Annotated in this window: 8 protein-coding genes; 5 read left to right on the top strand and 3 right to left on the bottom strand. The window is 68.6% G+C overall.

All coding sequences use genetic code 11. The annotated features are described in order from the left end of the window. The first annotated feature begins 249 nt into the window (after positions 1 to 249). A complete protein-coding gene (locus ACW9UR_RS00535) occupies positions 250 to 1,188 on the top strand; it encodes a pirin family protein (RefSeq protein WP_458914933.1) in 939 nt (312 codons plus the stop codon). A gap of 100 nt (positions 1,189 to 1,288) precedes the next feature. On the opposite strand, the gene ACW9UR_RS00530 is transcribed toward ACW9UR_RS00535, so the two are convergent. Beyond that, positions 1,289 to 1,879 carry a TetR/AcrR family transcriptional regulator gene (locus ACW9UR_RS00530; RefSeq protein WP_458914932.1) on the bottom strand — a complete coding sequence of 197 codons (591 nt, stop codon included), beginning with the start codon at positions 1,877 to 1,879 and terminating at the stop codon, positions 1,289 to 1,291. A gap of 98 nt (positions 1,880 to 1,977) precedes the next feature. Here ACW9UR_RS00530 and ACW9UR_RS00525 point away from each other — a divergent pair, with 98 nt between their 5' ends. The 4 genes from ACW9UR_RS00525 to arsH are packed head-to-tail and all read left to right on the top strand — an operon-like array spanning position 1,978 to position 4,646. Beyond that, positions 1,978 to 3,126: an MFS transporter gene (locus ACW9UR_RS00525; RefSeq protein ID WP_458914931.1), complete on the top strand. Its 1,149-nt coding sequence runs from the start codon at positions 1,978 to 1,980 to the stop codon at positions 3,124 to 3,126. 44 nt (positions 3,127 to 3,170) lie between these two features. Beyond that, entirely contained in the window at positions 3,171 to 3,500 is a 330-nt protein-coding gene (locus ACW9UR_RS00520; RefSeq protein ID WP_458914930.1) for an ArsR/SmtB family transcription factor, read from the top strand. A gap of 17 nt (positions 3,501 to 3,517) precedes the next feature. Then, complete coding sequence (gene arsC, locus ACW9UR_RS00515; RefSeq protein ID WP_458914929.1) at positions 3,518 to 3,937, top strand: arsenate reductase (glutaredoxin); 420 nt, start codon at positions 3,518 to 3,520, stop codon at positions 3,935 to 3,937. Beyond that, a complete protein-coding gene (arsH, locus tag ACW9UR_RS00510) occupies positions 3,930 to 4,646 on the top strand; it encodes an arsenical resistance protein ArsH (RefSeq protein ID WP_458914928.1) in 717 nt (238 codons plus the stop codon). The genes arsC and arsH overlap by 8 nt, the downstream gene beginning before the upstream one ends. A gap of 81 nt (positions 4,647 to 4,727) precedes the next feature. Here arsH and ACW9UR_RS00505 read toward each other — a convergent pair whose 3' ends face one another. Both ACW9UR_RS00505 and ACW9UR_RS00500 read right to left on the bottom strand, forming a co-directional pair. Beyond that, positions 4,728 to 5,201 carry a hypothetical protein gene (locus ACW9UR_RS00505; protein WP_458914927.1) on the bottom strand — a complete coding sequence of 158 codons (474 nt, stop codon included), beginning with the start codon at positions 5,199 to 5,201 and terminating at the stop codon, positions 4,728 to 4,730. Then, positions 5,198 to 6,502, bottom strand: a complete 1,305-nt coding sequence (locus tag ACW9UR_RS00500) for a DUF3422 family protein (RefSeq protein WP_458914926.1) — start codon at positions 6,500 to 6,502, stop codon at positions 5,198 to 5,200. The genes ACW9UR_RS00505 and ACW9UR_RS00500 overlap by 4 nt, the downstream gene beginning before the upstream one ends. Between the last annotated feature and the right edge of the window lie 74 nt (positions 6,503 to 6,576).

The raw sequence follows: 6,576 nt of genomic DNA, 5'->3' as shown, positions 1-6,576 counted from the left end.
CGCCCCCCCCCTCCCCCCCCCCCCGCGCCGATGACGCCCTCGAGCCGGATGACCGGCACAAGCGGGCGTTTGGAGAAAGGATTACGGACCATCGCTTGCGGATGTAGGGCCTGCCGTGCGCCCCCGCAAGGCATGTCGTGCCGGAATGGGATTGGCGCGCGTCGGGAAACGGTTTCCTGACGCATCGGCTGTTGGTTCGCGGCGCGTGCGGCCCCATACCTTTCATCGTGCAAGCCGAAGGAGGCCACCATGAGCTGGAACCCCGCCCTGGACCCGTCCTGCCCGACCGGCGACGAGGTCGATGCGATCGAGACCCTGATCGTTCCCCGCGCCCGCGACATCGGCGGGTTCGAGGTGCGCCGCGCCCTGCCCGCTCCGAAGCGGCAGATGGTCGGGCCGTTCATCTTCTTCGACCAGATGGGCCCGGCGGAGTTCCTGACCGAGCAGGGGATCGACGTGCGCCCGCACCCGCATATCGGGCTGGGCACGGTCACCTACCTGTTCGACGGCGGGATCATGCATCGTGACAGCCTGGGCACCCAGCTCGAGATCGAGCCGGGCGCGGTGAACTGGATGGTCGCCGGGCGCGGCATCACCCATTCCGAGCGGACCTCGGACGCGCGCCGGGCTGCCGGGGGCAAGCTGTTCGGGATCCAGACCTGGGTCGCCCTGCCCGACGATCACGAGGACACCGACCCCGCTTTCCATCACCGTGCTGCGGGCGAGTTGCCGCTGTTCGAAGATGCCGGCAAGCAGGTGCGGCTGATCATGGGCCGCGCCTGGGGCGAGACCGCGCCGGTGCCGGTCTACAACGACATGTTCTATGCCGACGCGATGCTGCCCGCTGGCGAGGCTCTACCGCTGCCGGACGATCACGAGGACCGGGGCATCTATGTTGTCGCGGGCTCGGCCAACGTGGCGGGCGAGGAGTACCCGGCGGGGCAGATGATGGTGTTCCGCCCCGGCGACCGGATCACCGTGAAAGCCGGAGAACAGGGCGCGCGGCTGGTGCTGCTGGGCGGCGAGACGCTGGGCGGGCCGCGGCATATCTGGTGGAATTTCGTCGCCTCGTCGAAAGAGAAGATCGAGGCCGCGAAAGAGGCCTGGCGCGCCGGGGACTGGCAGAACGGGCGCTTCCACCTGCCCCCGGACGACGATGCCGAATTCATCCCGCTGCCCGAGCGGTGAGCGCTACGAAACAGCGCTTTGCAGCATGAAAAGGGGGATTTCATCGTGAAAACCCCCTTAAGTACATGATATTTAAGTTGAAAAGAGTCTATATTAAACGTTAACGCCCGGAACCCGCCGTTTCCGGGGGCCAAATCGCGGCGACCATCGCGCGGGCAAATGCCTCGTCGAGCGGCTGCCCGTTGAGCATCCGGTACCAGAACCCGCCGTGCAGCATCTGCGTCGCGGTCGCGATGTCGAACCCGGGCGGCAGCTGCCGCTCGGCCACTGCGCGGTCCAGCAGGTCGGTCACCATGCGCTCGCGCGGGATCACGAAATTCTCGCGAAAGCCGGTCAGGAAGGCCGGGTCGGTCTGGGCGGAAGCGATCAGATTGCGGATCGCGCCGCCATCCTGTTCGAGATGCCGGAAGATCTGCAGCAGGAACGCCTCGAGCGCCGGGCGGATCGGTGCGCCGGGCGCGGGGTCCGGCGGCGAGCCCGCGGATTCGAAGAAAGCCTCCAGCACCAGGTCGGCCTTGCTGTCCCAGCGGCGGTAGAGCGTCTGCCGTGACACTCCCGCCGCCGCGATGATCTGGCCGATGCTGACAGCGCCATAGCCGTGCTCGCGCACCAGCTTCCGCGCCGCCTTTTTCAGGGCGGGGCCGGCTGCATCGTCGCGCGGACGGCCGGCAGGCTTCACATCTTCGTTCATTCCGGGCCTCCGACATAAATAGACTGCCGTCTCGTATTGTTTGTGGACTGGAGTCTCGTATATGCGTCCAGCAAGTCACGAATGCAATGGAGACGGGAATGACTGACGAGACAAGGGCGACCAAGGGCGCGGCGGCGGCGCTGTTGCTGGTATCGACGCTGACTATCATGGTCGGCTCGGTGGTGGCGCCGGTGCTGCCGACGCTGGCTGAGCGAACCGGGATGGGCGCGAACGCAAGCTGGCTGCTCACCCTGCCGTCTCTGGGCGTGGTACTGTTCGGCCCCTTCGCCGGGCGGCTGATCGAATGGCTCGGCGGGCGGCGCGCAATGCTGGTGGGCATGGCGGCCTATGGCGTTCTGGGCGCCGCCGGAGCCTTCATCGACGCGGTTCCGCTGCTGCTGGCGGACCGGCTGGCCCTGGGCTTCGCGACCGTCGTGGTGATGGCGGCGGGCACGGTGCTGATCTCGGAGCTTTACGCGGGGGACGCGCGGCTGCGGATGATCGCCCGACAGGGCATGTCGATCGAGCTGGGCGGCGTGGTCTTTCTGGCGCTCGGCGGCGCGCTGGCGGCGTTCGGCTGGCGGTTGCCGTTCGGCCTCTACCTGCTGGCTTTCGCCTTCCTTCTGCCGGTCGCGCTGTGGGTGCCGCGCACACCGGCCACGCAGGCATCGGCCAGCGCGGACGAGACGCCGCCGCAGGGGGTGCGCGACATCTACCTCGCGGCGACGCTGGCGATGGTGCTGTTCTTCGCATCCTTCATCACCCTGCCCGGCAGCCTGAGCGCGCAGGGGCTGAGCGAGACGATGATCGGCTACTACCTTGCATCGGTCTCGATGGTGGCGGTGATCGCCGCCGGGGTGATGCCCCGCACCTGCCGGATGTTCGGCGATAGGGGTACGATCCTGCTGGCCTTCGCGGCCTTCGCGGCCGGGCACGCGGTTTATGCGGTGGGCGCCGAGGGGGCTGGCCTGGCATTGGCCGCGCTGCTGATGGGCACCGGTTTCGGGTTCTCGATCCCGGTAGCCAATCATGCGGTCGTCGCGCGCAGCCCGGTCGGCGCGAGGGCCCGGAACCTTGGCATGCTGTCCTCGGCGATCTTCCTGGGGCAGTTCCTGTCGTCCTTCCTCGAATTGGCCAGTCCCGGACCGGCGCAGACCTTTGCCCTGGCCTCGGGGCTGGCGGTGGTCGCGGGGCTGGTGTTCGCGCTGGTCTCGCGCCCCGGCACGGCGCTTCCCGCGCGAGGCTGAGGGTTCGGGGTTGCCCCGGCTGTTATTTCCATTATACATGAAATATGGAAAAGATAACTGCCATCGATGCTCTCGCGGGGCTGGCGCACGACATGCGCCTCGACGTGTTCCGACTGCTAGTGCAGGCGGGGCCGAAGGGCCTGGCCGCCGGAGAGATCTCCGACCGGCTGGGCGTGAAGGCCAACACGCTGTCGAACAACCTCAACGTCCTCTCCGCCGCCGGGCTGGTCCGCGCGGTGCGCGAGGGCCGCTCGATCCGCTATTTCGCGCGGATGGAGCAGGTGCGCGCCCTACTGGGCTTTCTGCTGGAGGACTGCTGCGGTGGCGATCCGGCGATGTGCCGCAGTTTCCTCGATGAAATCGCCTGCTGCTGAGCGCGAAAGGACACGGAATGATCGTCATTCATCACAACCCGGACTGCGGCACCTCGCGCAATGTGCTGGCCTTCATCCGCGCCGCGGGCGTGGAGCCGGTGGTCGTCGAGTACTTGAAGGAGGGGTGGACCCGGCCGCAGCTGCTGGCGCTGTTCGCGGCGGCGGGCGTGACCCCGCGCGAGGCGCTGCGGGTGCGCCGCTCTCCGGCGGAAGAGTTGGGTCTGACCGACCCGTCGGTGTCCGAGGAGGCGCTGCTGGACGCGATGGTCGAACATCCGATCCTGGTGGAACGGCCCATCGTCGCCAGCCCCAAGGGGGTTCGGCTGTGCCGACCCTCGGAGGCGGTGCTGGCGTTGCTGGACCGGCTGCCCGAGGGGCCGCTTCTGAAGGAAGACGGCCAGATGATCCTGAACGAGGAAGGCGAGTACGTTGTCTGACTGCCCGAACATCGCGGAGGAAAGCTTCGCCCCGATCGACCCCGAGGCGCTGTTTCCCGCCGCGCGCAGCAGCCATGCACCGCGGATCCTGATCCTCTACGGCTCGCTGCGGGAACGCAGCTTCTCGCGCTTCAGCGCCGAGGAAGCAGGCCGCGTGCTGGAGAAGCTGGGCGCCGAGGTCCGCATCTTCGATCCGCGCGGCCTGCCGCAGCCAGACACGGTCGAGGCGGACCACCCCAAGGTGGCTGAACTGCGTGACCTCGTGACCTGGTCCGAGGGCATGGTCTGGTCCTCGCCCGAGCGGCACGGCGCGATGACCGGGGTGATGAAGTCGCAGATCGACTGGATTCCGCTATCGCTGGGTGGCGTGCGCCCGACGCAGGGAAAGACGCTGGCGGTGATGCAGGTCTGCGGCGGAAGCCAGAGCTTCAACACGGTCAACCAGCTGCGGATCCTGGGGCGGTGGATGCGGCTGCTGACGATCCCCAACCAGTCCTCGGTCGCGAAGGCCTGGAACGAGTTCGACGCCGACGGTCGGATGAAGCCCTCGCCCTATTACAACCGGATTGTCGACGTGATGGAGGAGCTGGTGAAGTTCACCATGCTGACGAGGGACATCAAGGAGCATCTTGTGGACCGGTACTCCGAGCGCGTCGAGAGCCACGCGGCGCTGTCGGCGCGGGTGAACCAGGCGAAGGCCGTGGGGTGAGGTCGGCCGGCCTCGCACCCGTGGCGGGCGGGGGCCTCCGGCGGGAGTATTTTGGGGAAAGAGAAAGCTGGCGCGCCTCTGTCAGGCGGGGCGCAGGTGGGCGGCGTGGGCGGATTGAAGCGCGGCAAAGCGCGTTGCGAGCTCCGGCCAGGGCGTGAGGGCGAAGGTCTTTGCCAGGGAGGCCATGAAGCCTTCGGGCGGGCCCTTGCGCGCCGCGAGGCGTGCGAGGCCCTTTTCGCGGTCGTAGGCGAGGCCTTCGAGCATGAAGAAGCCCTCGGGCAGGCCGAGGGCCAGGAACTCGCGCAGGTCATCGCCCAGCGCCAGGTTGGGCGTTTCGGGGCACATGGGCACGGTCATGATGACCACACCGCCGGGGGCCTGCGAGAAGTGGACGCCGTCGCCGCCGGTCCAGGCGAAGGGCAGGCAGGCGTCGGGGGTCTGCGGATAGCCCGAGGAGCGCAGTTCGGGGGCGCGGAGCAAACCTGCAAGCTCGGCCCCCATCGGGTCGGCGTCGATCAGCGCCCAGAGCCGCGCGATCTCGGGGGACGGGGTCATTCGCGGCCCTTTTCGCGGGCGGCGATCCGGGCGCGGATGCGGCGGACCATGAACCAGACGCCGAGCACCACAGGCGGCGTCAGCAGGGCATAGACACCTGCTTCGGACAGGCCCATGGCCTTGCCCGTCGGTTTCAGCAGGTTCGCGGCGAGGTTCACCGCGTAATAGCTGATGGCGACGACCGAGAGGCCCTCGACGGTTTCCTGCAGGCGCAATTGCAGCGCGGCGCGTTCGTCCATGCGGCGCAGAACCTCGACGTTCTGCCGGGAGTTGCCGACATCGACGCGCGTCCGCAGCAGGTTCGAGGCGCGCTGCGCGCGCAGGCCGAGTTCCGTCAGCCGGCCCTCGGCGGAGCGGCAGGTGCGCATCGCGGGTTCGAACCTTCGCATCATGAACTCGGCGAAAGTCTGGCGCGAGGCGGAGCGTTCCTCGCGCAGCACCTCGATCCGCTGGGTGACGATGGCGGCATAGGCCCCGGCGGCGCCGAAACGGAAGGCGGTCTCGGAGGACAGACGCTCGACCTCGGCGGCGATGCGCAGCAGACGGTCGAGCGTGCCTGCGTCATCGCCCTCGTCCGCCGCCATGTGGGTGACGACCTGCGCCAGCTCGCGGTCGAGTTCCGCCACCCGCCCCGCGACGCGGCGGGCGTGGGGCAACGTCAGCATGGCCGCGGCCTTGTAGGTCTCGATCTCAAGCACGCGCTGAACAATGCGACCGAGCCGCTGCTCTCCGGTGCCGGGGGCGGGCAGGACCGAGAAGCGCACGTGCCCGTTCTGGTCGATGCGGAAATCCCCGGCGATGGTCGCGGCCCCGTCGATCACCGCGCTGATCGCGAAGCTTTCCTGCACGAAATAGGCCGAGAGCGTGCCGTCGTCGGCCTGGCCGCCATCCTCCTCGATCCGCACGAGGCAGGAGGTCAGCACACGCCCCGGCGCGGCGGCCAGCCAGTCGTCGGGAAAGAGCGCGTGCACGCTGCCGTCGAAGGGCGTATCGCCAAGCCCCGGCACGAACAGCGTGTAGGTCACGAACTCGGTGTGCTGCTCCCATTTGAGGAAGGCGCGGCCCAGCTGCGCGCTGTGGTGGTTCGCACCGGGCGCGGGCCTGACCGCGCCGTGCCGGTCGAGAAGCGCGCAGAGATGGTCGAAGTCGCGGGCACGGTCCCGCTCGGCGGCGTTGGCCTCGGGCATGATGGCGATATGCCCGGCACGGCAGGGCGCAACCAGTTCCGGGAACGGACGGGCATGCAGCTCGTTCGCCAGCGCGAAACGGTCGGGATAATCGGGCAGTGGCAGCTGCGCCATCGGCAAGGGTTCCCCGGCGGTTTTCCAAGCCATAGCACGCGCCGCGCGGCCCGCACATGCGGCAGGCCGTCAGG

The organism is Halovulum sp. GXIMD14794, assembly GCF_054457455.1.
The sequence above is the reverse complement of the archived record's forward strand: the minus strand, read 5'-3'. Positions and strand labels throughout refer to the sequence as shown.